Annotated in this window: 22 protein-coding genes and 1 tRNA gene; 20 read left to right on the top strand and 3 right to left on the bottom strand. The window is 69.5% G+C overall.

Features of this window, described 5'->3' with window-relative positions:
• Window positions 1–3 precede the first annotated feature (3 nt).
• Complete coding sequence (locus ACOGXI_RS02440; RefSeq protein ID WP_419937319.1) at window positions 4–1,293, bottom strand: thiolase family protein; 1,290 nt, start codon at window positions 1,291–1,293, stop codon at window positions 4–6.
• 104 nt (window positions 1,294–1,397) lie between these two features.
• On the opposite strand from ACOGXI_RS02440, the gene gltX reads away from it, so the two are divergent.
• A complete protein-coding gene (gene gltX, locus ACOGXI_RS02445) occupies window positions 1,398–2,873 on the top strand; it encodes a glutamate--tRNA ligase (protein WP_419937320.1) in 1,476 nt (491 codons plus the stop codon).
• The gene (tadA, locus tag ACOGXI_RS02450; protein WP_419937321.1) at window positions 2,870–3,337 is read left to right on the top strand and encodes a tRNA adenosine(34) deaminase TadA; all 468 of its coding nucleotides are present in this window, start codon (window positions 2,870–2,872) and stop codon (window positions 3,335–3,337) included. The genes gltX and tadA overlap by 4 nt, the downstream gene beginning before the upstream one ends.
• Before the next feature lie 39 nt (window positions 3,338–3,376).
• Here the strand turns inward: tadA and ACOGXI_RS02455 are convergent, their stop codons facing one another.
• On the bottom strand, window positions 3,377–5,362 hold the full coding sequence (locus tag ACOGXI_RS02455; RefSeq protein WP_419937322.1) for a Na+/H+ antiporter NhaC family protein: 1,986 nt from the start codon (window positions 5,360–5,362) through the stop codon (window positions 3,377–3,379).
• Here ACOGXI_RS02455 and pyrR point away from each other — a divergent pair.
• Genes pyrR through ACOGXI_RS02470 form a run of 3 tightly spaced genes read left to right on the top strand, consistent with a single transcriptional unit; the run spans window position 5,344 to window position 8,371 of the window.
• Window positions 5,344–6,090, top strand: a complete 747-nt coding sequence (gene pyrR / locus ACOGXI_RS02460) for a bifunctional pyr operon transcriptional regulator/uracil phosphoribosyltransferase PyrR (protein ID WP_419937323.1) — start codon at window positions 5,344–5,346, stop codon at window positions 6,088–6,090. The genes ACOGXI_RS02455 and pyrR overlap by 19 nt on opposite strands.
• A complete protein-coding gene (locus tag ACOGXI_RS02465; RefSeq protein WP_419937324.1) occupies window positions 6,087–7,061 on the top strand; it encodes an aspartate carbamoyltransferase catalytic subunit in 975 nt (324 codons plus the stop codon). Before pyrR ends, ACOGXI_RS02465 begins: the two co-directional genes overlap by 4 nt.
• Window positions 7,058–8,371, top strand: coding sequence for a dihydroorotase (locus ACOGXI_RS02470; protein ID WP_419937325.1), 1,314 nt, complete (start codon window positions 7,058–7,060; stop codon window positions 8,369–8,371). Before ACOGXI_RS02465 ends, ACOGXI_RS02470 begins: the two co-directional genes overlap by 4 nt.
• 14 nt (window positions 8,372–8,385) lie before the next feature.
• Here the strand turns inward: ACOGXI_RS02470 and rpsT are convergent, their stop codons facing one another.
• Complete coding sequence (rpsT, locus tag ACOGXI_RS02475) at window positions 8,386–8,640, bottom strand: 30S ribosomal protein S20 (RefSeq protein WP_419937326.1); 255 nt, start codon at window positions 8,638–8,640, stop codon at window positions 8,386–8,388.
• Between the two features lie 247 nt (window positions 8,641–8,887).
• Between rpsT and ACOGXI_RS02480 the strand changes: the two genes are divergently transcribed.
• From ACOGXI_RS02480 to ACOGXI_RS02550, 15 genes are all read left to right on the top strand, one after another.
• Window positions 8,888–9,664 carry a segregation and condensation protein A gene (locus ACOGXI_RS02480; RefSeq protein ID WP_419937327.1) on the top strand — a complete coding sequence of 259 codons (777 nt, stop codon included), beginning with the start codon at window positions 8,888–8,890 and terminating at the stop codon, window positions 9,662–9,664.
• Entirely contained in the window at window positions 9,661–10,239 is a 579-nt protein-coding gene (scpB, locus tag ACOGXI_RS02485) for an SMC-Scp complex subunit ScpB (RefSeq protein ID WP_419937328.1), read from the top strand. Before ACOGXI_RS02480 ends, scpB begins: the two co-directional genes overlap by 4 nt.
• Window positions 10,240–10,253: 14 nt before the next feature.
• The gene (locus ACOGXI_RS02490; protein ID WP_419937329.1) at window positions 10,254–10,994 is read left to right on the top strand and encodes a pseudouridine synthase; all 741 of its coding nucleotides are present in this window, start codon (window positions 10,254–10,256) and stop codon (window positions 10,992–10,994) included.
• Between the two features lie 49 nt (window positions 10,995–11,043).
• The gene (locus ACOGXI_RS02495) at window positions 11,044–12,066 is read left to right on the top strand and encodes an AAA family ATPase (protein ID WP_419937330.1); all 1,023 of its coding nucleotides are present in this window, start codon (window positions 11,044–11,046) and stop codon (window positions 12,064–12,066) included.
• Complete coding sequence (locus ACOGXI_RS02500) at window positions 12,063–12,995, top strand: DUF58 domain-containing protein (RefSeq protein ID WP_419937331.1); 933 nt, start codon at window positions 12,063–12,065, stop codon at window positions 12,993–12,995. Before ACOGXI_RS02495 ends, ACOGXI_RS02500 begins: the two co-directional genes overlap by 4 nt.
• Window positions 12,992–13,918 (top strand): hypothetical protein, encoded by a 927-nt coding sequence (locus tag ACOGXI_RS02505; protein WP_419937332.1) that lies wholly within the window; start codon window positions 12,992–12,994, stop codon window positions 13,916–13,918. Before ACOGXI_RS02500 ends, ACOGXI_RS02505 begins: the two co-directional genes overlap by 4 nt.
• The gene (locus ACOGXI_RS02510; protein WP_419937333.1) at window positions 13,915–14,907 is read left to right on the top strand and encodes a VWA domain-containing protein; all 993 of its coding nucleotides are present in this window, start codon (window positions 13,915–13,917) and stop codon (window positions 14,905–14,907) included. Before ACOGXI_RS02505 ends, ACOGXI_RS02510 begins: the two co-directional genes overlap by 4 nt.
• A 2-nt stretch (window positions 14,908–14,909) precedes the next feature.
• The gene (locus ACOGXI_RS02515; RefSeq protein ID WP_419937334.1) at window positions 14,910–15,899 is read left to right on the top strand and encodes a vWA domain-containing protein; all 990 of its coding nucleotides are present in this window, start codon (window positions 14,910–14,912) and stop codon (window positions 15,897–15,899) included.
• Between the two features lie 10 nt (window positions 15,900–15,909).
• Entirely contained in the window at window positions 15,910–16,602 is a 693-nt protein-coding gene (locus ACOGXI_RS02520) for a hypothetical protein (RefSeq protein WP_419937335.1), read from the top strand.
• A 43-nt stretch (window positions 16,603–16,645) separates the two neighbouring features.
• Window positions 16,646–17,707, top strand: coding sequence for a selenide, water dikinase SelD (gene selD / locus ACOGXI_RS02525; protein ID WP_419937336.1), 1,062 nt, complete (start codon window positions 16,646–16,648; stop codon window positions 17,705–17,707).
• Between the two features lie 118 nt (window positions 17,708–17,825).
• Window positions 17,826–17,899, top strand: a tRNA-Ile gene (locus ACOGXI_RS02530).
• Window positions 17,900–17,965: 66 nt separating this feature from the next.
• Complete coding sequence (locus ACOGXI_RS02535) at window positions 17,966–21,046, top strand: TonB-dependent receptor (protein ID WP_419937337.1); 3,081 nt, start codon at window positions 17,966–17,968, stop codon at window positions 21,044–21,046.
• Window positions 21,047–21,050: 4 nt separating this feature from the next.
• The gene (locus ACOGXI_RS02540; RefSeq protein WP_419937338.1) at window positions 21,051–21,332 is read left to right on the top strand and encodes an AbrB/MazE/SpoVT family DNA-binding domain-containing protein; all 282 of its coding nucleotides are present in this window, start codon (window positions 21,051–21,053) and stop codon (window positions 21,330–21,332) included.
• The gene (locus ACOGXI_RS02545) at window positions 21,329–21,466 is read left to right on the top strand and encodes a PIN domain-containing protein (protein WP_419937339.1); all 138 of its coding nucleotides are present in this window, start codon (window positions 21,329–21,331) and stop codon (window positions 21,464–21,466) included. The genes ACOGXI_RS02540 and ACOGXI_RS02545 overlap by 4 nt, the downstream gene beginning before the upstream one ends.
• 255 nt (window positions 21,467–21,721) lie before the next feature.
• On the top strand, window positions 21,722–22,153 hold the full coding sequence (locus tag ACOGXI_RS02550; protein WP_419937340.1) for an Hsp20/alpha crystallin family protein: 432 nt from the start codon (window positions 21,722–21,724) through the stop codon (window positions 22,151–22,153).
• Window positions 22,154–22,355: the final 202 nt, after the last annotated feature.

The following is a 22,355-nucleotide window of genomic DNA, read 5'->3' on the forward strand; positions in this document are numbered from 1 at the left end:
CCGCTACACCGCCTCGAGGAGCGCCACGTGGCCGAGACCTCCCGCGGCGCAGACGCTGACGATCGCGCGCGTGCCGACGGGGCGATCCGCGAGTTCAAGCACCGTCTGGGAGAGGATGCGGGCTCCGGTGGCGCCGAAGGGGTGCCCGAGGGCGACGCTCCCTCCGTTGGGGTTGACGCGGTCCCGTGGGAAAGCGCCGAGACCGTCCTTGACCGGCGAGCGCGCCGCGAGCCAATCCGCATCCTCCAGCGCCGCGATCGTGCACAGGACCTGGGCCGCGAACGCCTCGTGAAACTCCCACAGCCCGATGTCGTCGAGCGAAAGTCCGTGGCCGTGGAGCAGTTCGGCGATCGCGATGGCCGGCGCGATGAGGAGCCCCTGGCGGTCCGGGTCGATGGCGGCCTGCCGCCAGTCGAGGAGGCGCGCTCGGGGCAGGGAATCGGGGAGCGAGGAGAGCCCTGCCTCGGACGCGATCCAGCACGCCGCCGCCCCGTCCGTGAGCGGAGTGGAGTTGCCCGCGGTGAGCGTTCCCTCGGAGCGGGAGAAGGCGGGGCGGAGGCCGGCGAGCTTCTCCAGCGAAGTACCGGCCCGGGGAAGTGTGTCGCGGTCGACGGGGAAGGTGCCGGGGGTCACGAGGAGCGGCCGGAAAAAGGCGCCCGCGTCGCGCGTCGCGCCCTCGTGGCTCGCGAGCGCGAGACGGTCCTGCGCCTCGCGCGGGATGTCCCACTTCCGGGCCATTTCCTCGGCGTGCTGCCCCATCGTCTTCCCGGTCGTACGCTCCTTGATGGCCGGCGCCGATATCCTGAGATCGCGGGGGCGGATCCCGGCCAGCGTTCGTACCATGCGGGGGACGCTGCCCGCGCTCCCGACGCGCCGGAGACTCCGGCTGAGTCCGGGGGAGAGTCCGATCTGCGTGTGGCTCATCGCCTCTACGCCGCCGCAAAGGGCGAGGTCCGCCCGCCCCGCGGCGACCTGACCCGCCGCGTGAGTGGCGGCGGCGATCGAAGTGGCGCACGCCTGGACGATGCCCTGGGCCGGGACGCTCGCCTCGAGCCCCGCGTCGAACCAGGCCTCCCGGCCCCAGTTGCTCACCGTGAGCGAAGGGATGACCGCGCCCCACAGGAAGAGGTCGATCCGGCCCGCGTCGTTCCGGCCCGGGCCCCCGTCTCCCGCCACCGTCTGCTGGATGACCGGGGCGGACAGCGCGAGAGCGTCGAAACGCGAAAGCTCGCGGTCGATCTTCGCGAAGGGGCTGCGCAGGCCCGGGAGAACGAACGCCGATCCGGGATTCATGCGTGGCATCCTATCGGCCGCCCATACAAGATGGAACAATCCACGTCCCGGTCCCGACTGTAGTCCCCGGCGCAAGAGAAGTCTCGAACGAAAGAGGAGCGTTCATGGCGGTACGGGTGAGGTTCGCCCCCAGCCCCACCGGTTTCCTGCATGTGGGCGGCGCGCGCACGGCGCTGTTCAACTGGCTGTTCGCGCGGCGCGCGGGCGGGACATTTCTCCTGCGCGTGGAGGACACGGACCGGGCGCGTTCCAGGCCCGAGCACACGCAGGCCATCCTGGACGGGCTCGCGTGGCTGGGTCTGGAGCTTGACGAAGGTCCCGCGTTCCAGGCGGACGGGGTCGAGCGCCACCGGCGGGACGCCCTGAGCCTGCTCCGCCAGGGTGCCGCCTACAGGTGTTTCTGCACTGCCGAGGAACTCGCGGCCCGACGCGAGGAGGCGAAACGGGTGGGGTCGGGATACGGGTACGACGGCCGCTGCGGGCGGCTGGACGCTGCCATCTCGAGCGCGCGGGCCGCTGCGGAGGAGGCATTCGCCCTCCGGGTTCGGGTGCCGAGGGAGGCGATCGAGTGGGAGGACATGGTCCACGGGCCGATGTCGTTCCCCGCCGGATCGATCGATGACTTCATCGTCCTCCGTTCCGATGGGACGCCCGTGTACAATCTCGCCGTGGTCTCCGACGACGCCGAGGCAGCGATCACCCATGTGATCCGCGGCGATGACCATCTCTCGAACACGCCGAAGCAGATCCTCCTCTATCGCGCCCTCGGCCGGCCGCTCCCGGCCTTCGGGCACGTGCCCCTCATCCTCGGACCGGACGGCAAACGGCTCTCCAAGCGCCATGGCGCGATGTCCGTTCTCGCGTATCGCGAGGAGGGCTACCTGCCCCGGGGCATGCTGAACTTCCTCGCCCTCCTGGGCTGGTCTCCGGGAGACGACCGCGAGGTGTTCGATGTCGGCGGGCTGACCGAGGCGTTCTCCGTCGACCGCGTACTGAAGAAGAGCGCGGTGTTCGACCTGGAGAAGCTCGGCTGGTTGAACGGGCGCCACATCGCCGACGCTCCGGCGGACGATCTGGCCGGCGCCGTCGTCGAGATCCTCGGCCGGGAGGCGCGGGAGGAGGGCCGGGACCTGGCCGGAACCCACCCCGGACTCGAGACCTCCCCCGAGCGCCTGGCGCGAATCATCGATCTCGTGAAGGGGCGTCCCCGGACGCTCCCCGCGCTGGCGCGGCAGGTTTCTCCCTTCTTCGCCGCGACCGTCCGCTACGACGACGGTGCGGTGAAGCGTTTCTGGAAGCGGCCGGAGGAGACGGCATTCCACCTGCGGCGGCTGGCGGAGCGTCTCGGCGGGGAGGCCGCGTTCAGCGACGTGGAGAGGCTGGAGTCCGAGGTGCGGGGTCTCGCGGCGGAACTCGAGGTCGGAGCGGGGCGGATCATCAACCCCCTGCGCGTCGCCCTCATGGGTCAGGGCGTGAGTCCCGGCATCTTCGAGGTGCTCGAGGCGATGGGACGGGAGCGGGCGCTGGCCCGGATCCGCGCGGCGGCCGGTTTCCTCGACGCCCGGGTGGCGACGGCGTGAACGGGACGTGGCCGGCCGAGCACGAGGCGCCGATGCGGCGGGCGCTCGAACTCGCGGCCCTCGGCGGCGAGAGCGGGGAGGTGCCCGTCGCCGCCCTCGTCACGGATCCGGACGGCGAAGTCGTTGCGGAAGCGCACAACCGTACGCGCGCGGACTCCGACCCGACCGCCCACGCGGAGGTTCTGGCGTTGCGCGCCGCCGCCGCCCGCCTCGGGGACTGGCGCCTCGAAGGGCACACCCTGTACGCGACCCTCGAACCGTGCGCCATGTGCGCGGGCGCTGCGGTCCTGTCCCGCGTTCGCACCGTCGTGTTCGCGGCCGCGGATCCCAAGGCGGGGATGTGCGGATCGATCGAGAACCTGGTCTGCGACCCGCGGCTCAATCATCGCGCCGAACTTGTGCCCGGGGTGCTCGCCGAGGAGTCCGCTCGCCTCCTGCGCGACTTCTTCCGCCAGCGCCGCTGACCCACAGCCGCCGGTCGCGCGCCATCTGCGGCGGCGCGGTCAGGTTCCTGCGGGCACGGGCCTTCCGACGAAGCGCAGCACGACGACGACGACACCGATTCCGAGGACGTGGGCGATCCACGGCGAGAGCCCGTAGGACGTGCCCACATGGCCGAACAGCATCGCGGCCACGGCCACGACGAGCGCGTAGGGGAGCTGCGTCCGCACGTGGTCCATGTGATCGCACGCCGAAGCCATGGAACTCAGGACGGTCGTGTCGGAGATCGGCGAGCAGTGGTCGCCGAAGATGGATCCGGCGAGGACCGAACTGATCGAACTCACCAGAAGCGCGCCGCCGTCCCCCGTCTCGAAGCCGGTCGCTCCGCCCAGGGCGACGATGAGCGGGACCACGAGCGGGAGCAGGATGGTCATCGTGGCCCATGAAGTCCCGGTGCAGAAGCTGACGATCGCGGCCGTCACGAAGGTGAGGACCGGCACGAGTTCCGGTGCGAGGTTGCCTTCGAGGATCTGGGTCAGATACTGCGCCGTCGCGAGCTGGCTCGTCACCTCGCCCAGCGACCAGGCCAGGGTCAGGATCACGAACCCCATCGTCATGGCGCGGATCCCGGCAAGCCAGCCTTCGAGCGCCTCGCTCAGGGAGAGGATGCGCTGGGTCGTCGCCAGCCCGATCGCGACGAGGCAGCCGGCGAGCGAGCCCCACAGGATCGCCTTGAATGGATCCGCCGCGCCGAACGTGTCCCAGAGGGAGGCGCCGCGGCCCACCTCGCTGGCGCCGTTGAAGTACAACCCGAGAAGGACCACGATCACGACCGTCAGCACGGGGATCGCCGCATTGTACCAGCGCAGGGGCGCCCCTTCCGGCGCGTCCAGTCCGGTCTCGTCCGAATTCACCATCAACTGCGACCCCGGCCGGAAGACGCCGCCGCCGGTGCGCGCCCTCATCTCCGCGCCGTGCATGGGGCCGAAATCCCGCTGTGTCACGATGACCGCCGCGACCATGAACAGGGCGAGGATGGGATAGAAGAGGTACGGGATGCTGCTCAGGAACACGGTGAAAGGACTCGCGGAGGCGAGGGCCCCGGCCAGCGCGGGGTCGGCGGTCTGCTCGGCGGCGATCCGGAGTCCGTCGCGGATCAGGGAGATCTCGAACCCGACCCAGGTCGAGACGAACGCGATCGTGACGACGGGAGCGGCGGTGGAATCGACCAGGTAGGCCAGCTTCTCCCGCGACACCTTCAGTTTGTCCGTGATCGGGCGGAAGGTGTTTCCGACGATGAGCGTGTTCGCGTAGTCGTCGAAGAAGATGCCGACGCCGGCGAAGAAAGTCGCCAGTTGAGCGCGGCGCGGTGTCGTTGCGAGCGGACGGACGGCTTCGACGATGCCGCGGGTGCCCCCGGAGCGCGAGATCACGCCCACCATGGCGCTCAGCAGGGCGGAGAACATGAGAATCGATGCGTTGTCCGGGTCCGCCAGCGAGGGAACGATGAAGGTGTCCACGGTCCGCCAGAGCCCCGCCACGGGGTTGAGTCCCGCGATGAAGAAGCCGCCCAGCCAGATGCCGAAGAAGAGCGAGACCACGACATGCCGGAAGATCAGCGCGAGGGCGATGGCGATGATCGGCGGCAACAGACTGATCCAGCCGGGGAACCGCGGAGGATCCACCGTCTCGCTCGCCGTGCCCTGATCCGATGCCACTTCCACGGTAAGCGGGAGGTCGCCCCGCTCGGCCCGCAGGCCGTTGACCGTTGTCTCCGATCGAAGCGGCAGGGGGCCCGCGGCGAGTTCCCGGCCCGAGGCGGATGTTACGCGATAGCGGGCGTTCTCCCCATCCTCCGTGTGGAGCGTGAGCGTAAAGGGAACGCCGGTCAGGACGACGGCGGGCCCATCCACGGTGAGCGCGGGGGTGTCCTGCGCGGCGGCGGGGCCGGGCGAAAACGCGAGCGCGGCACAGGCAAGGACCGGCAGCGATACCCCGGCGCGCCGCGGTAGAGTGGATCGGGAGCGGGATGGGGAGCGCGATCTCATTCGCATGCCCGAACCTACCGGGACGGTCTCGCGAGGGTCAACGCCGGACTCGAACGCCGGATCGAAGGCAGGACCCGGACGTTGATCGCGGCGGGGGCGCGATCTATACTCCCGCCCGACCGGGGCCGCGCAAGCGCCGAGCCGCCCGCGACGGATCGAGCGAAGCCGAGACGAAACTGACGCACAACGTCCTCGACGAGGCCGCTGCCCGAGGGCTCCTTGCCGAGCTTTCCGCGCAGCTTGACCGGGCGATCGAGCCCGACGCCCGCCTCATCCTCATCGGTATCCACCGTCGCGGCGATTCGATCGCCGCCGAGATCGGCCGTCACCTCGAGCCGACCCGCGGCCGCGTTCCCATCGGTTCGCTCGACATCACGCTCTATCGCGACGATTTCGGGCAGGTCGGCGCGCTCCCCCTGGTCGGCACCACCCGCATTCCGGAGTCCATCGAAGGCGCGCACATCGTCATCGTCGATGACGTGCTCCACACCGGACGAACGATCCGCGCCGCGCTCCAGGAGCTGTCCGATTTCGGTCGTGCCCGCCGAATCCAGCTCTGCGTCCTCGTGGATCGCGGGGGCCGCCAGCTCCCGATCCAGCCCGACTACGTGGGCCGCGTGATCGAAGTCGGACCCAACCAGGACGTGGCGGTGCGCGTCGCGGACACGGACGGCGACTGGAGTGTCGACATCGTCGCCGTCCCCGCCGCTCCGGAGGAGGGAGGATGACGACCCAGGGCCGGGAACTCGGGCTCGGCAAGGACCTCATCGGGCTCGAATCCCTCACCGGCAGGCAAATCGAGGCGATTCTCGATACCGCCGAACCCTTCAAGGAGATCAGCGAGCGCAAGATCAAGAAGGTGCCGGTCCTCCGCGGCCAGACCATCGTCAACCTCTTTCTCGAACCCTCGACCCGGACCCGCATCAGCTTCGAGTTCGCGGAGAAGCGGCTCTCGGCCGATACGGTGAACATCTCCTCCGCGGGCTCCTCGGTGCAGAAGGGCGAGACGCTCGTCGACACGGCGCGCAACCTCGAGGCGATGAGGATTCACATGGTCGTCGTGCGTCACGGATCGTCCGGGGCGGCGAAGTTCCTCGCGGACCGGATTCCCTCCAACGTCATCAACGCGGGCGACGGCCAGCACGAGCATCCCACGCAGGCCCTCCTGGACCTGCTGACGATCCGGGACCGGTTCGGGGCCATCGCGGGCCGGCGCGTCTGCATCGTCGGCGACATCCTGCACTCGCGCGTCGCGCGCTCGAACATCTGGGGCCTCCTGAAATGCGGGGCCGAGGTCGCCGTGTGCGGGCCGCACACCCTGATTCCGGCCGGGATCGAGGAGCTGGGCGTGCAACGGCTGGACTCGATCGAGGAAGCGATCGAGTGGTGCGATGTGCTCTACGTGCTGCGGCTTCAGCTGGAGCGGATGGAGGGCGGCTACGTCCCTTCGCTGCGCGAGTACAACCGCGTGTTCGGCGTCAGCTCCAAGCGCCTCGGCCGCGCCGGCGACGAGATGATCGTCCTCCACCCCGGGCCGATGAACCGGGGCGTCGAGATCGACTCCGATGTGGCCGACGGTCCGCGCTCGGTGATCCTCCCGCAGGTGACGAACGGGGTCGCCGTGCGCATGGCCGTCCTCTATCTGCTCGCGGGCGGGCGCCCGGAGTTGGCCGAAGACGCCAAGGCGGCGGGACCGTGAGCCGGTCGCTGCTCCTCGCCGGAGGCCGGGTGATCGATCCCTCCACGGGGACGGACGACGTGCGGGACGTTCTCGTGCGGGATGGACGGATCGAGACGGTCGGGCAGGGCGTCGCGGGGCCGGACGGCATCCCCCGGATCGATGCGCGGGGACTCGTCGTCGCCCCGGGATTGATCGACGTGCACGTTCACCTGAGGGAACCGGGAGCCGAGCACAAGGAGACGATCCGCACGGGGGCGCAGTCCGCGGCGGCGGGCGGCTTCACGACGATCTGGGCGATGCCGAACACGGATCCGCCCCTCGACGACCCCGCCGCGGTCGGCTTCGTGCGGGAAGAGGCGCGTCGCTGGGCCCGGAAGGGGGAGGGCGGGGCGCGCGTGAGTCCCGTGGCGGCCGCCTCGCTCGGCCTCGCCGGCAGGCAGATGACCGAGATCGGCGGCCTGGTCGAGGCGGGCGCGGTCGCGGTCACCGACGACGGACATCCGATCCACGATCCGGCGCTCATGCGGCGCCTGCTCGAGTACACGCAGTCCTTCGGGATCCCCGTCCTTCAGCACGCGGAGGACATGGCGCTCTCGGCCGGGGGGGTCATGAACGAAGGCGCCGTGGCCACGGCGCTCGGTCTCCGCGGGATCCCGAACGCTTCGGAGGCCACGATCGTGGCGCGGGACATCTATCTCGCGGAACTCACGGGCGGGCACGTACACGTCCAGCACGTCTCGACCCGTGAAGCGGTCGAACTCATCCGCCTCGCGCGCGAACGCGGTGCGCGGGTGAGCGGCGAGGCTTCACCTCACCACCTCGCGCTGACGGAAGAGGCGGTGCGCGGCTACCGGACCGAGGCCAAGATGAACCCGCCGCTTCGCTCCGAGGCCGACCGCCTCGCGGTGCGGCAGGGGCTCATCGACGGCGTGCTGGAGTGCGTGGCCACGGACCACGCGCCGCACCACTACGAGGAGAAGGAACGCGAGTTCGACGACGCGCCCTTCGGCATCGTCGGTCTTGAGACGGCCCTCTCCGTGTGCATCGGCGAACTCGTGAAGCCGGGGGACCTCACGCTCTTCGATCTCATCGAGCGGATGTCCACGGCGCCGGCCCGGCTGATGGGGATCGAAGGCGGCACGCTGCGCGCCGGCAGCCGGGCGGATCTCGTCCTCTTCGATCCGGAGGAGGCGTGGACGGTCGACCCCGCGAGCTTCCGCTCGAAGAGCCGGAACACCCCGTTCAGCGGGTGGGAGGTGACGGGACGCGTGAAGCGTACGATCGTCGGCGGCGAGACCCGGTTCCGAAGCTCATCCGCCCCGGCCTGAGCTGTCCCGGCCTCTTACGCCAGGCCGTTGAGATGACGCGCCGCCCGGGCCTTCTGGCGGGCCGCGGTGTTCGCCTTGATGACGTTGCGGCGGGTGGCTCGATCCAGAACGCGGTACAAGTCGGACAGCGCCGACGTCGCCTCTTCGCGCGATTCGGTCGCGAGGATCTGCTTGGTCCTGGTCCGGATCTCGGACCTCACGCGGCGGTTCCGGAGCCGCCGCGCGCGCGACTGTCGCAGTCGCTTCTTCTGACTCTCGTTATTCGGCATTCGCTTCCTTCTTTTTCCTCTTCCTCGGGCAGCGGTGGGTGCGGGCCACAGGCGGACCCTTCCATCCGTCCGAAAATCAACAAAGAAACATACCAGACTTACCGGATACGTCCAACCCGGCGTGAGTGGAACGCGTGTGGCGGGGGTACTCGCTGCGGGTACGCCCGTGCTACATTGCGGGCCGAACCACGCACCGACTGGCCGGCGATCCCCGGTTTCCGCCGGCCCGAGCGCGCAGGGAGGTTTCTTGACGGCGGTTCCCAACCGACTTCCGAGCCAACTGGCGGCGCAGCCCTTCGTCGTGGAACTCGACCGGTTCCAGGGTCCCCTGGATCTCCTTCTGCACCTCATCCGGTCGCAGGACATCGACATTTTCGATATCCCGATCTCCACGATCACCCGGCAGTTCCAGGAAGCTCTCAGCGACGGTCTCGACCGTCTGGAACTCGATCGCGCCGGGGAGTTTCTCGAGCTGGCCGCGACCCTCGTCCACATCAAGGCCCAGCTCCTGCTGCCGGGGCGCAGCGACGCGGAATGGGAAGATGATCCGCGGGCCGAACTCGTCCGGCGTCTTCTGGAATACGAGTTGTTTCAGGAGATCGCGCGGACTCTGGGCTCGGCGGAACTGGAACGGCGGCGGCACATGTCCAAGGGGTTCCTGCCTCCGCAACCCCCGCGCGAGGCCGACGACCGGGAATTGTCGACGACGCTCGACGACTTCCTTGCGGTTCTCGGCGATATCCGGGGTCCGGACCCCGTGACGATGCATGTCGCCCCCATCCGCATCGTCCCGGTCGAGGACAAGATCGTCGTCATCCGGCGCCTGCTGGGCGAGAGCCGACGGGTGCCGTTCAATCGGCTGTTCGATTCGTGGCAGGAACGTCAACACGTCGTCGCGGCCTTGCTCGCCTGTCTGGAGCTCGCCAGGCAGCAGCTCCTGAAGCTCGAGCAGGTGAAGCGGTTCGGTGCGATCTGGCTGTTCGGACGCCGCTCGCGGGGCGAGGGCGGAGAGGGAACCGGGTGAGCCCCGAGCAGATCGTGGAAGCCGCGTTGTTCGCCAGTCAGACGCCGCTCACCGCGCGCGAACTGGCCCGGGCCGACGATACGCTCGACGTGCGGCGCGTCCGGGAAGCGCTCGCCGCCTTGCGCGAGCACTATGACACGGACGAACGGGCTTTCCAGGTCTACCAGCTGGGGGACGGATTCCAGATTCTCACGCGTCCGGAATTCGTGCCGTACCTCGAGCGGTTCGACTCGGTGCCCCGGCCTCCGACGCTTTCTCGCGCCGCACTCGAGACGCTCGCGATCATCGCGTACCGGCAGCCCATCGGGCGCATCGAGGTCGAGGAGATCCGGGGCGTGGCGTCCACTTCGGTGCTGCGGACCCTCCAGGACTGGGAGTTGATCGAGATCGTGGGGCGGGGAGAGGGGCTCGGGCGGCCGCTTCTCTACGGGACGACGTCCCGTTTCCTGGACCACTTCGCCCTGCAGTCGCTGGACGATCTCCCGGCGCCGGAGGACCTCTCCGTCGCGCTCGTGCGCGCCGAGCCGGAGGCGTTCGCCGACGGCGCGCCGCGGGAAGAACCCGCGGCGGACTGAGGCGCGGACGGCTCATGCGACTGCAGAAATACCTTTCCAGGGCGGGCGTGGCTTCCCGGCGCAAGAGCGAAGAACTCATCGCCGGCGGTCGCGTCCGCGTGAACGGCGAAGTCGTGACGAAGCTCGGAACCACGGTGGACCCGGATGCCGAGAGGGTCGAGGTGGACCGCCGCCGCATCCGCCTGAAGCCGGTGCTTTGGCTGGTGCTCCACAAGCCGCCGGGGTACACGTGCACCCGGCGCGATCCCGGCGGGCGTCCGATCATCTACGATCTGCTCCCCGCCGATACCCGGCACCTGCCTCACGTCGGCCGGCTCGACTTCATGAGCGAGGGCCTCCTCCTCCTGTCGAATGAAGGGGACGTCGTCCATCGGCTCCTCCACCCGCGGACCGGAATCGAGCGGGTCTACCACGCGAAACTCCGCGGGCCCGTGCCGGCGGAGCTTCCGGATCGGCTGCGGGCCGGCGTGGCGCTCGAAGACGGGCCCGCGCGAGCCCGCCGCGCAGGCTGGATCACGCCGCCGCATACGTCGTCGCCCACCGTCGAGATCGTCCTGGCCGAAGGAAGAAACCGGGAGATCCGCCGCATGCTCGACGCAATCGGCGTCACGTTGCGGAGGCTGCGCAGGACATCGTTCGGGCCGATTCAACTGGGTACTCTCGCAGCGGGAGAGACCCGTGAGCTGTCTGCGAAGGAACGGGCGGCGCTCAGACGGGCGGCGGGTCCCGCTTGCTCCACGGCGGTTCGGGAGTGAACATCGGGCGGCTGGCAGACCGACCATCACCGCGACAGCGAGAAGACGCATGAATGGAGAAGCCGGGACGGCCCAACGGATCTCGGGGGAGGATCTCGAGACCCAGCAGGCTGCAATCCGGGAGGCGGGGACCTTCGTGGCCGAGGTTCGAAACGAACTGGCCAAGCGGATCGTCGGACAGCATGCCCTCCTCGACCGCGTTCTGATGAGCCTCCTCACGGGTGGCCATATCCTGCTCGAAGGCGTGCCCGGGCTCGCGAAGACGCTCACCGTCAGCACGCTCGCCGAGGCGATCCACACCACCTTCCGGCGCATCCAGTTCACGCCGGACCTGCTGCCCGCCGATGTCGTGGGCACGCTCGTGTGGGAGGAGAAGACGGGCGCCTTCACTCCGAAGCGTGGGCCCATCTTCGCGAACATCGTCCTCGCCGACGAGATCAACCGCGCCCCCGCCAAGGTCCAGTCCGCGCTCCTGGAGGCGATGCAGGAACGTCAGGTGACGATCGGAGAAGCAACCCATCCGCTCCCCGTGCCGTTCCTCGTCATGGCCACGCAGAACCCCATCGAGCACGAGGGCACGTACCCGCTTCCCGAAGCGCAGGTGGACCGGTTCATGTTCAAGACCCGGGTCGGCTACCCCACGCCCGAGGAGGAGCGGTCCATCATGCAGCTCATGGCGGGCGAGGATCCGCCGCCCGTCGAGGCCGTCGTGGAGCCCGGCCGCATCCTCGCCGCGCGCGCCATGCTTCCGGCCATCTACCTGGACCGGCGGCTCGAGGACTACATCCTCCAACTCGTGCTCGCGACGCGGGAGCCCGCGGCCCGCGGCCTGGCGCAACTCGTGGACTGGATCGAGTTCGGGGCCTCGCCGCGCGCCACCATATTCCTCGCGAGAGCGGCCCGCGCACATGCGTTCATCGAAGATCGAGCCTTCGTGGTTCCGGAGGACGTGAAGGCGATCGCCCGCGATGTCCTTCGGCATCGGCTCGTCCTGACCTTCCAGGCGCAGGCGGAACAGATCGATGCCGATCACATCCTCGACCATCTCCTGGAGACCGTGCCGGTGCCGTGAGGCTGCCCGACTTCCTCTGGCGCCCGCGGCGGCCGGCGCCGACGGCCGATTCCGCCGCCGCGTCGAGAGAGGTTCGGCGGCTGGAGTTGAAGAGCCGGCGGTTCATGGACAACCCGGCTCTCGGGCCATATCCGTCGCTCTTCCGCGGACACGGCATCGAGTTCTCCGAGGTCCGCGAGTATCAGCCGGGCGACCCTTTCCAGGCGATCGACTGGAAGGTGACCGCCCGCATGCGGCGCCCGTACGTGAAGCGTTTCGTGGAGGAACGGGAATTGGCCGTCCTCCTCATCGTCGATGTCTCCGCATCGAACGAGTTCGGTACGCGGAAGGCCCTGAAGCGCGATCTCGTCGCGGAGGTCGCGAGCACTCTCGCCCTCGCGGCGATGCGCGCCGGAGATCCGGTGGGCATGCTCCTCTTCAGCGACCGGATCGAGCAGTACGTTCGGCCGGCCCGGGGCCGCAACCGCAACCTTCGCCTCCTGCATGAACTCGTGTCCGTCCAGCCGGAGGGGAAGGGAACGGACCTTGATCTGGCCCTCGCCACCGCCGCGCGCATGCTCACGGTCCGCTCCCTCGTGTTCGTCATCTCGGACTTCGTGGGCGCCGGGGACCTGGCCCGACCGTTGCTGGGACTGTCGGGCCGCCACGATGTCGTCGCGCTCGCAGTCGATGACCCCGCGGAAACGACGATCCCCGCATCGGGCTGGGTGGAGGTCATGGACCCCGAGACGGGGGATCGCGCCATCGTTGACCTCGGAGATGCGACGGTTCGGCAGCGGCTCGCGGAGCACTCGACCACGGGGGCGCGGGCGCTGGAACGGCTGTGTGCGCACTGCCACGTCGACCTCATGCGGCTGCGCACCGACACCCCGTACGAATCCCGGCTCTCCGCCTTCTTCGCCGCTCGCGGCCGACGGAGGCTCCGGTGAGAGGGCGCCGATGGACGGTCCGGGCCGCCCTCGGCCTGGGGTTGGGGCTGGGGGTGGGGCTCGCCCCGGGCCTCGCCGCCCAGTCCGCGGTCGACCTCGAGGCGACGGTCCTCCCGGAGTCCGTGCGGGTCGGCGAGGAGTTCACGGTCCGCCTCATCGTCGGGCAGGAGAGAGCCGGAGAGGTCCGCTTCCCCGCGCTCATCGACGGGCCGGAGTCGATGGAGCAGACGGGACCGGTCCAGATCCGGTCCGTTGAGGAGGGTCGCCGCTGGGAAGCGGAGTACACGATTCGCGCGTGGCGCACGGATACGCTCGTCATCCCGCCCGTGGAGGTGGAGCTTGCCGCGGCGGGCGGCGTCGTCCGCCGGCTGCAGCCGCCCGCGGTCCCCGTCGTGAGCGTGCTCCCGGCCGCGGAAGATCCGCTCGAGTTGAGGGATGCACGGCCTCTCCTGAGCCTGCGGGCCTTGCCCTGGTGGCTGCTCGTGCTCGCTGCGGCGCTCGCCGGACTCGCCTGGTGGACCTGGGGACGCGGCCGCGGCGCCGCGGCGGCCGCCGACGTCCCCCTCGGCCCCGGCGACCTCGCGCTTCGCGACCTCGCCCGCCTCCGCGAGGGGTGGATCGGGCAGCGGGTGAGCGGCGACCGATTCTACGATGGCTACGAGGAGACGCTTCGGCGCTACGCACATGTGACGCGCGGATGGGCGCCCTCGAAGGGACTCCTCGGGCTCGGCGGCTCCGACGCGGGGCTCGTCGCGGCTCTGCGCCATTCGATTCTGGCCCGTTTCGCGCGCACGCGGACGGAGTGGGAAGGTCCGCTCGGCGACCTGGACGTCGGCGAGGCGTTTGTGCGCGCGGACATGGCTGAGGCTGAGGGGGACGGTGTCGGCGAGGCCGACCCGGACGGGAACGGAGGCGGTCCGTGAGCGAATTCGCGCTCCCCGGCTGGCCGTTCCTCCTCCTGCTCGCGCTGCTGCCGCTGGGATGGGCCCTGATGAGTTCGGGCAGGATCCGTCTCCCGTATCCCGACATCGCCCGTCTGACCGGATCCCGGGGGCGCGGGCGCGGGCGGTTCTGGTGGTGGTTCCCGGCCGCCCTTCGCTCTCTCGCCCTCGCGCTCGTCATCATCACCCTCGTCAACCCGGTGCGGGTGTGGGAGCGCGTGGAGTCGGAGCGCGAGGGCGTGGCGATCATGCTGGCGGTCGATATCTCGAGTTCGATGCTGGCGGAGGATTTTCGGCCCGATAACCGCATCGAAGTCGCGAAGCGGGAGGTCATTCGCTTCGTGGAGGGACGGGAGTCGGACTGGATCGGCCTCGTCGCCTTCGCCGGCGAGGCCCTCACCATGGTCCCGGGGACCCTGGATCACGCGGTCGTGGGGAGTGCGGTGGAACGGCTGGAGGCCGGACAACTCCGCGACGGGACGGCCATCGGCGTCGCGCTTGCCACGGCGGCGAACCGGCTCCGCGATCTGGAGCCCGAATCCCGCATCGTCGTTCTGCTCACCGACGGAGACAACAACAGCGGCGGCATCTCGCCGGAAGAGGCGACGGCCGCGGCCGCCTCCCTCGGCATCCGCGTCTACACGATCGGCGTCGGCCGCGACGGGGTCGCCCCGGTGCCCGTGGCCCGGACCGCCTTCGGATACCAGTACGCAAATATCCGCGTGCACGTGAACGACGAACTCCTGGATCGCATGGCGACCCGCACGGGGGGGCTCTATTTCCGCGCCACGGATCCCGAGGGACTGACGCGGATCTACGAACGGATCAACGAGCTCGAGACCACCCCGATCAAGGAGGTGCGGACGGAGGAGCGGGTCGGGATGCGGCGGGAACTTCTCATCGCGGCGCTCGCGCTCGTCATGCTCGAACTCCTCGTGGCGGCGACGCGCTCTCGCCGAGTCTGGGCCTGACCGTGGCTCCGCTCCCGATCGCCCTCCTGCTCGGAGCCCTGGCCGTAGCGCTCAGGCTGCTCGCGTCGCGCCGGTCGAGCGCGGACCGCGAGAGACTTGCCGAAACGTCGCTGCTGGAGCGCTACGTGCGGCTGCCGGCCCACGCCCTGTCGCCCGTTCGCCTGGCGCTGCTCGGCGCAGGCGTCGTCGCGATCGCGCTCGCCTCCGGTTCCGGCGGGACCGAGGCCCGGCGTCTCGATGAGGGAGGGGCGGAAACGATCCTCATGCTCGACGCGTCGAACTCGATGCTGGCAGGCGACGTCGAGCCGAGCCGGCTGCAGGTGCAGCGGCAGTTGGCCGCCCGCCTGGCGACGCGCACGGAGGGTCGCATGGGCGTGGTCTACTTCGCGGGCCGCGCGTACGTGCTCTCACCGCTGACGACGGACATGAGCGCGATCGAGATGCTGGCGGAGGGCGTGCGGCCCGCGGCGGTGGGGCTGGGCGGATCCTCGCTCGCCTCCGGCCTCACGCAGGCGATCGACCTCCTCGCCGGCGGAGAGGACGGCGCCCGCAAGTCGATCGTCGTGTTTTCCGATGGCGAGGAAACCGCCGGCGCCCCCTTCGGCGAGGCGATCGGGAGGGCCCGGGAAGCGGGGATCGTCATCCATGCGGTGGGGATCGGAACCGAACTCGGAGGACAGATTCCCCTGACGCGCGAGGCGTCGCTGGACCCGACGATGGCCGCGCGACGGCGGGGCGGCGCTTCGGTGCTTCAGGGACCCGACGGCAGCCCTGTCATCACACGTTTGAACGCCGCGTCGCTGCGGCAGATGTCTCTCGGCACCGGCGGTCGCTATGTTGACGGTTCGGACGGTATCGACGCGATCGAACGGGAACTGGCCCAGGGTGGCCGGGAACCCCTGACGTCGACCGAGGATGCCGCCGTAGCGGCGTTGCTTCTGCTCGCCTTCGTCAGCCTCTGGGGAGAAGGGTTCCTGCTGCCACGTGGTTGAGTCGACACGGATGCGTACGATCTTCGGTCTGGCGGCCGCGGCGGCCTCACTCGCGGCGTTCGCCGCGGGCGACCCGCACGCTGCGCCGGGGCGGGCGGCAGGTCAGGCCGGGGCCGGCGACCCGCAGGCGTCCGAATCCGAGGCCGTCGCACGCCACCGGGAGCGAGCCGCTTCCTCCGACCGGCCGATCGACCACTACAACTACGGGACCGCCCTCCTCCATGACGGGCAGGTGGCGGAGGCGCAGGCGCCCCTTGAACTCTCGATCGGCAGCGAGCGGGACGAGGTACGCGAGAGCGCCTTCTACAACCTCGGACTCAGCACGGCTCTCGACGGCCGGCTCGCCCAGAGCGACCCCTCCGCGCGCCGGGCCGCCCTCCAGTCGGCGCGCGAAGCCTTCCGCGAAGTCCTCCGCCGTCGCGTGGACGATGAGGATGCGCGCTGGAACCTCGAACTCGTCGAGCGCTGGCTCGAGGAAGAAGGGGAGAGCGGCGGCGACGAGCAGCAGGGCGGGGAGGGACAGTCTCCACAGGGGGCGGGCGCCGGCGCGGCGGCGGCGGCCGGCTCGGGCGAGATGGAGATGCTGTCGCCCGAACAGGCGGCCGCGCTTCTCGAACAGGCGGGGGACGCGGAGGCGGCGATCCGAGACCGCGTGATGGGCCGCAACCGTTTCCAGGATCCCGTTGTGGAGCGGAACTGGTAGGAACGCCTGCGAGACGCCTCACCTTGCCGTAGCTTCGGTCGCCATGAATTCGCCTTCGGCCGAAGCGGCCCGCCTGACCCAGTATTCGCACGGAGCCGGCTGAGCCTGCAAGCTCGGCCCGGAGGATCTGGGCCGCATCCTGCAGCACGTTCCGCACGTTCCGGATGACCGGCTCCTCGTAGGACTCGAGGGTCCGGACGACGCCGCGGTGTACCTGCTCGACGATGGGGGAGCCATCGTCGCGAGCCTCGACTTTTTCACGCCGCTCGTCGACGATCCGGCGGACTTCGGCGCCATCGCCGCCGCGAACGCGCTGGGAGATCTGTACGCGATGCGGGCCCGTCCCCTCTTCGCGCTCAACATCCTGGCCGTTCCCGCCGGGACCCTCTCCGATGAAACGGTGGGGGCGATCCTCCGCGGCGCGGGTGAAGTGTGCCGCGAGGCCGGCATCGCCGTGGCGGGGGGACACTCGATCGACGACGCGGAACCGAAGTTCGGCCTGGTGGCCATCGGCCTCGGCGATCCCGACCGCCTGTGGAGAAAGGGTGGCGCGCGACCGGGGGATGCCCTCGTGCTCGGCAAGGCGCTCGGCACGGGCGTCGTCACGACCGGGCTCAAGCGCGGCGTGACCGACCCGGCCGACCTCCTCGTCGCCGTCGATTCCATGCGGCAACTCAACCGCGAGGCGGCGGCGGTCCTTTCCGGTTTCGACGTTCACGCGGCGACGGACGTCACCGGCTTCGGGCTCCTTGGCCACTTGCTCGAGATGTGCGAGGCCTCGGACGCGAGCGCCCGCATCCGGGCGTCGGCGCCGGAACTCCTCCCCGGAGCACGACACCTTGCGGGGGAGGGGTGCGTGCCGGGCGGCACGACCCGGAACCGGGACGCGTACGCGTCACAGGTGCGGTGGGATGACGCCGTCCCCGAGGACCTGCGGACCCTGTTGTTCGACCCGCAGACGTCGGGCGGGCTGCTGGCGGCCGTGCCCGCGCGCGAGGCGTCGGCCGCGTCGTCCGCGCTGGCCGCGGCGGGCTATGCGGCTACCGTGATCGGAGAGGTCATCGAGTCGGACGGGCCGTCCGGCGCCGTCGAGGTCGCACCGTGATCGCACAGTGATCGCACGGTGAGCGCGGCGCGGTAGCGTGGCGATCCCGCGACGATGCGGCGGCGGCTGCTGCGGCGTTGGTGCGGAGCGTCGCGGCGCGTACGTTTCAAGCTCCGCCGGGCCCGTAGCTCAGCCGGTTAGAGCAGGGGACTCATAATCCCAAGGTCGCAGGTTCGAATCCTGCCGGGCCCATCTTCGACAGCTTCAGCAGCCCCGAATCCCGACGCCTGTATCCACCACCAAGAGAAGGAGTTGTCCATGCGGTCATGCCGGGTTCCGGCCTCCCGACGCGGGTCCACCCTCCTGTTCGCCGTGCTCGCACTGGGCTGCGCCGCCGCGGCGGACGCGGCCGCGCAGGCCCAGGCGACCACCGGCGTCATCCGCGGGGTCGTCCGCGATCCCGTGGGAGCGCCCGTGGCCGGCGCCGCCGTGGTCATCGAGCACCGCGCGACCGGCTTCACGACGACCGTGGTGACGGGCTCGAACGGGGCCTTTGCGCGGACGCTCCTTCCACTGGGAATCTACGACGTCACCGTCCGGGCGCTGGGTCAGTTCGGCGACGAGCGGACCGAGGGGCTCGTGCTCCGCGTGGGAGAGGTCCTCGATCTCGTGCTCGCGTTCAGGCCTGTCGCGGTGTCCGAGATCACCGTGACCGCGGACCGGACGCCGCTCGTCGACACCGAGGACCCGTCGAGTACCCATCGGCTCGCCGAGGAGGTCGTCGACAATCTGCCCAACAACGGCCGCAACTTCCTCGACTACACGCTCCTCACTCCGGGCGTGTCGGTGTCGCAGGGTCCGGACGGGCAAGTCCTCAACATCGGAGGACAGCGGGGGATCTTCAACAACGTGTCCGTGGATGGCGCCGACTTCAACAACCCCTTCTTCGGCGAGCAACGGGGCGGCCAGCGTCCCGCCTTCACCTTCAACCAGGACGCGATCGAGGAACTCGTCGTCGTGAACCAGGGGGCGTCGGCGGAGTTCGGACGATCCGCCGGAGGCTTCGTGAACGTCATCACGAAGTCCGGCACGAACGAGTTCACCGGCTCCGCGCACTATTTCGGCCAGTGGGACGCGATCTCCACCGCCTACCCGAGCGAGCGCGGGGGCGGCAAGCCCGAGTTCGGACGCGGCCAGTTCGGCTTCACCTTCGGCGGCCCGATCGCGCGCGACAAGGCGTTTTTCTTCGTCGCCTACGACCAGCAGGAAGCGAGCGAGACGAAGCAGTTCGCGCGCAACGTCGTGAACCGCTCGGAACTGGCGAAGCTGGAGAACTTCCTGCAAACGCAGTGGCCCGGCCTGTTCGATGACGAGTTCGGCCCGATCCACCGCACCGACGACAACCGGGCGCTCGTCGCGAAGCTCGACTTCAATCTCAGCGACCGCCACCAGGCATCCTTCAAGTACAACTACACCTGGTCCCAGCAGGCGAACGGGACGTTCGACGTGGATTCCTGGGGGCTCAGCGCCAACGGCCTCGAGGAGGATTTCTCCCACGCGATCAACGCGAGCCTCCGGTCGCAGCTCTCCAACACCATCTCCAACGAGTTTCGCGTCCAGTACGCGCGCGAGGACCGGCCCCGGGGATACGACGGACCCCTGATTCCGGGCTCCGCCCCGCCGCCGCAGCCGGCCTTCGGCGCGATCGGCGGCCGCCCTTTCCCGGACATCGCGATGGACTTCGCGGACGGGTTCCGCATCGGGATGCCCTTCTTCCTCCCCATCGACCCGGGCTACGACCACCGGATCCAGCTCGTCGACAACCTCTCCTTCCTGGCGGGGGACCACCTGCTCAAGGTCGGGGCGGAGTACAATCGGACAGGGGTCGGCCAGCAGTTCATCGGGTTCGCGAACGGCCTCTACAAGTTCTCCTCCGTCGACGGATTCATGAACTTCGTCACGCAGGGGAACCGATACGTCACCTGCTCCGACGGTTCCGACAGCACGGAAGGCGTCTGTCCGCCGGGAACCGTGATCACCGGCCCCGTGCTGCTCTACCTGCAGGCCCTCACACTGGGGAATACGCCCGCCGATCAGCTGGGACTGCAGGACTTCTCGATGCACGAACTCGGACTCTTCATCCAGGATACGTGGCGCCCGCGCGACAACCTGACGCTGAACCTCGGCGTGCGCTGGGAAGGGTCGTGGCACCCCGGGATGTTCATCGATCCGGCGGACACCTTCTACGGACCGTGGATCGGGACGTCGGGCTTTCCGTCGGACGGGACGATTCCGGACGACCTCGACAACTTCCAGCCGCGTTTCGGGCTCGCGTGGGATCCGGGGGATGATGGGCGCACCCTCGTCCGGCTGAACGCGGGCTCCTACTTCTCGCGCATTCCGATGCTCGTGTTCGCGCAGCACCGCACGACGAACGGCGCCTTCCAGGGGACGCAGTTTGCGGCCAGCGACGCGACCTTCCTTCCGCCGCCGCCGCAGATCGGCAAATTCCTGACGCCGCCCCCGCCGGGGACGCCCCCCTTCCAGCCCGGCGTCAACATTGCGGACCGCAACCTCGAACTGCCGCGGACCTGGTCCTTCAACGTCGCCGTCGAGCGGGCGCTGAGCGAGAACACGGCTGTGACGGTTTCGCTGCAGCACGCCCGCACGGACAACCTGTTCCGCTTCGTCGACCGCAACGCGGCGGAACTCGGCGCGCCCTTCGCGGAGGGAGCGAACGGACTGGGGACGGTCACCGTGACCGAGAGCAGCGCGCGCTCCCGTTACAACGCCATCACGCTGGGACTGCACGGGGACGCCGCGCTCGACGGGAGGCTGAGTTTCGAAGCGAACTACACGCTGGGGTTCGACCGGTCCGATGATGATAACGAACGCGATCCCTTCAACTTCTTCTACGCGACCGCAACCGATTTCGAGCCGGAATACCACTGGTCGATCCGGGACCGAAGGCACCAGATGACCGGGTTCCTGCTCTTCAACCTGGGTCGCGGAGTCGTCCTCAACCACGTCTTCAGGTATCTCTCCGCCTCGCCGATGTCGGAGAGTTGCGGCCCGACCGCGGCGAACCCGCTGGCTGCCCCGGCGGGCCAGCGCGCGGGCGCCCCGGCGGACCGCGTGTGCGCCGATGGTTCCGTCCTCAGGCGCAACACGCTCCGGCGGGAGAACGACTTCTTCACGTGGGACCTGCGACTCTCGAAGGCCTTCGACATCGGAGGCGGACGCACGCTCGAGCCGATTCTCGAGGTCTTCAACCTGACCGGCGCCGACAACTTCCTGGACACGGCGCAGACCGGACTCCTGTTCAACTTCGACGGCACGATCCGCAGCGGCCTCGGCGACACCCGCCGCGCCCAACTCGGCGTCCGCGTCCGCTTCTGACGTCGTGTCGGCGACAACGCGCCGAGTTGACGGACCGTCGTCCACCAAACTGTCCTCGAAGGGTCAGGTCGTCATTCCGGAGCCGATCCGGCGACGTCTCGGACTGGAGGCCGGAACCGAGTTCGTCGTCCTGGGCGAAGACGGCACCGTAGTGCTCAAGGTGGTCGACCCACCTTCCATGCGTGAATTCGATGGCATCGTAGCGCGCGCCCGTGAAGACGCGCGCCGCGTCGGGCTCCGCCGCTCGGATATTTCCGCTGCGATCGAGGCCGTGCGATCGGCGTGAGGGTCGTCCTGGACACAAACGTTTTCGTGTCCGGTGTGTTCTTCGGTGGCCATCCCGGCAGCGTCCTGGAAGCGTGGCGGGACGGTCGCGTCGAAGTCGTGATTTCCGGGTCGTCGTTCCTCCCCGCGTCCTGATCGAAGCGCTCGCACAGGATTGACGCTGCCGATTTGGCAGGCCACGGAGAAACCTCCGGCAGGTTCGGTCCGGGCGGCAGTATCCGCGATCGCGGTCCTGCAACGATGGCAGCCATCGCCCCGATGATCGGACTCGCGAGCGGGCACGGCGGTTGCAGTTCCTCTCCAGTGCCGCGGTCCGGCATCCAGGCGCCGCCGCGGCGAGTCACGGAAGACTGTTCCACAGAACACGGAAGAACACGGAGGAAGATCGCCATGCTACCGACCATCATTCATCGCGCCCCGAGCCGGCGTCGCGGAGACTTCGACTTCGACCGCCTGTTCAACGGCCTGCTCGACCTCGACCGCGCAAACCGCTCCGTGGCGGCCGCGGATCTGTACGAGACCGAGGAGGGCTACGGTCTCGAACTCGAACTGCCCGGGTTCACGGAGGCCGAGATCGACGTCACGGTCGACCGCGGTGTGCTCACGATCTCGGGGGCGCGTTCCGAGGAGGAAGAGGAGGAAGGGCGTACGTACCACGTGCGCGAGCGCCGCAACGAGCGGTTCACGCGCAGCTTCTCGCTGCCGGCCTCCATCCGCGGCGAGGATGTCGAGGCGCGTCTCGACGCGGGCGTGCTCACGGTCGAGTTGCCGAAGTCGCCGGAGGCGAAGCCGCACCGAGTCGCGGTAGGCCGCGCAAAGTAGAAGCCTCCGCTCGGCGCCCTCCACCGGGGCGCCACGGCGCGGGAAGAGGGCCGGGGACACCCCCCGGCCCTTTTTCTTGTTCTGCTTTCGTGCCGTCGAAGGTCCACCAACCCGAGTAACTCCCCTGTCCGCAGTGTGATGTGCGCTTCATTCATCTCCCCCTAAAACAGGGGGTAATCTCCCCAAAAATGAAGCTTGCGAT

It is taken from the genome of Candidatus Palauibacter sp. (genome assembly GCF_965208055.1).
Lineage (GTDB): Bacteria > Gemmatimonadota > Gemmatimonadetes > Palauibacterales > Palauibacteraceae > Palauibacter.

Bases quoted from the DNA above. Each gene is read 5' to 3' on its own strand.
- ACOGXI_RS02455 (WP_419937322.1), bottom strand. From the start codon at position 5,362: ATGAGATCGCGCTCCCCATCCCGCTCCCGATCCACTCTACCGCGGCGC.
- pyrR (WP_419937323.1), top strand. From the start codon at position 5,344: ATGGGGAGCGCGATCTCATTCGCATGCCCGAACCTACCGGGACGGTCT.
- ACOGXI_RS02490 (WP_419937329.1), top strand. From the start codon at position 10,254: ATGCGACTGCAGAAATACCTTTCCAGGGCGGGCGTGGCTTCCCGGCGC.
- ACOGXI_RS02465 (WP_419937324.1), top strand. From the start codon at position 6,087: ATGACGACCCAGGGCCGGGAACTCGGGCTCGGCAAGGACCTCATCGGG.
- gltX (WP_419937320.1), top strand. From the start codon at position 1,398: ATGGCGGTACGGGTGAGGTTCGCCCCCAGCCCCACCGGTTTCCTGCAT.
- ACOGXI_RS02495 (WP_419937330.1), top strand. From the start codon at position 11,044: ATGAATGGAGAAGCCGGGACGGCCCAACGGATCTCGGGGGAGGATCTC.
- rpsT (WP_419937326.1), bottom strand. From the start codon at position 8,640: ATGCCGAATAACGAGAGTCAGAAGAAGCGACTGCGACAGTCGCGCGCG.
- ACOGXI_RS02520 (WP_419937335.1), top strand. From the start codon at position 15,910: ATGCGTACGATCTTCGGTCTGGCGGCCGCGGCGGCCTCACTCGCGGCG.
- ACOGXI_RS02535 (WP_419937337.1), top strand. From the start codon at position 17,966: ATGCGGTCATGCCGGGTTCCGGCCTCCCGACGCGGGTCCACCCTCCTG.
- ACOGXI_RS02550 (WP_419937340.1), top strand. From the start codon at position 21,722: ATGCTACCGACCATCATTCATCGCGCCCCGAGCCGGCGTCGCGGAGAC.
- ACOGXI_RS02440 (WP_419937319.1), bottom strand. From the start codon at position 1,293: ATGAATCCCGGATCGGCGTTCGTTCTCCCGGGCCTGCGCAGCCCCTTC.